Below are 1,717 nucleotides of genomic sequence, written 5' to 3' on the forward strand. Positions count from 1 at the left end.
TTTCACTTTCTAGATTTTCAAGTATCTCATTTATATTTTCTATTAGCTCCTGCTTTTTCGCATGTGTATCCTCGTCTAATATAGGTTCAGATATTTTTGTAGTATTTTTATCTTCACCGAAAACTACTATATTTTGATAGCCCTTTGTAACTAAGCTCTCTATTTTTTCTTTTATATCTTGACTTTTCACTAGTATTTGATTATTTGACAAATGCTTTTCTAATATTTTGTCATTATCTATACCCAACTCTTTTTTGCAAATAGTGTCGGCCATTTCATTGAATAAATCCTCTTGATGACTTTTTACTTGTACAAATTGAATTTCTATGCCTTTATCCATCAAGGTATTCATTTTTTCGTAGTAATCCTTAGATGATTTATCCTTTCTCTGCCAAAATCCAGTTGCATGGTGACATATTCCTTCGTAATCGTGAAATACTACTACTTTTTTGTGACCGTTTTCTAGGGCATATTCTACACCTTCTACTGCAGCCTTTAGTTCTCCAGCTATTTGTCTTATGTTGTTGTCTTCAGCGTTTTTGCCAGATCCACCATGGATATATTCCACGATGTCATTGTAAACTGCTACCACTCCATATGAAAATTTTCTACTTGCTGAATTATAGCTTCCGTCTACATATATATGAAGACAATTTTCATCATAGGAATCCTTTCCCTTTCTAAGTAATTCACTTCCATTTTGTAAAAAAGACTTTGCCTCCTCTACATCCTCAAAGCTCTTGTAGATGGCACCTTTTACACCTTTTATGTATTTTTGGCACTCGCTCCATGAATCTACTAATTTATTTTGAACTCTTTGATTTTTTGAAAAATCAAAGCCCTCTTTTATAGCGTATACTTTTTTCTTTGCCATATATACCTCCTGTTTTTAAGCAAACAACAAATAAACCAACGTCGGTATTGTAAACACGCTGGCAAGTGTCGTTATAAATATTGATTTCGATGCTAATGATGTATTTCCTCCAAACTGATTGCAAAACATAATTGCGATAGTTCCAACAGGCATAGCTATTAAAACGACTAAAACTCCTAAAACCATAGCATCATGCACGATAAATTTAAGCACCCACCAAAATAAAATAGGCATTATAATCTGTTTTATAATTGTATAAATGTATATTCTTATATCACTTACTACTTCCTTTATTGGGATTTCTGCCAAAGAAGAACCTATTATCATCATAGCAAGCGGTGTTGTTATAGACCCTACTAAATCTGAAGTTTCACCTATTATCACTGGCATCTGCCATTTTGTAAGGTAAATTACAACTGCTATTATAGAGAAAATTATACCTGGATTTATCAATTTTTTGAAGTCAAATGATACTTTTCCTGCTCCAGATATCAAAAATACTCCGTAGCTAAAACAGAATATATTAAAAACTAAATTGCATATAGCTGCAAAAAACAGAGCTTCTTTTCCAAATATTGCTTGAATTACTGGATATCCCATAAATCCTATATTTGAAAATATAGTCATAAATTGATATAAATTTCTATCTTCTTTAGCCACTCTTAAAACTCTAGCAAAAAATATACCTATAAACGGTAATACAACATATACAGCTACTGAAAGTAAAAATATCTGAAGAACAGTATTCAAGTCTCCTTCCACGGGCTCTGAAACAGAATATAAAATAAGCGCAGGTGATGTTATATTTAACACAAAAGAAGATAATTTTTGATTTAATTCTTT

General features: G+C 31.6%; 2 protein-coding genes. Both read right to left on the bottom strand.

What is annotated here, in order from left to right; translation table 11 throughout:
- On the bottom strand, positions 1-874 hold an 874-nt coding region (locus ACI3VO_RS01605), incomplete at its 3' end, for a ribonuclease H family protein (protein ID WP_439756229.1).
- Between the two features lie 15 nt (positions 875-889).
- The coding region (locus ACI3VO_RS01610; protein WP_439756230.1) for an AEC family transporter at positions 890-1,717 on the bottom strand (828 nt) is incomplete at its 5' end.

Origin of the sequence: Intestinibacter sp., assembly GCF_051866655.1 — a bacterium.
Taxonomy (GTDB): domain Bacteria; phylum Bacillota; class Clostridia; order Peptostreptococcales; family Peptostreptococcaceae; genus Intestinibacter.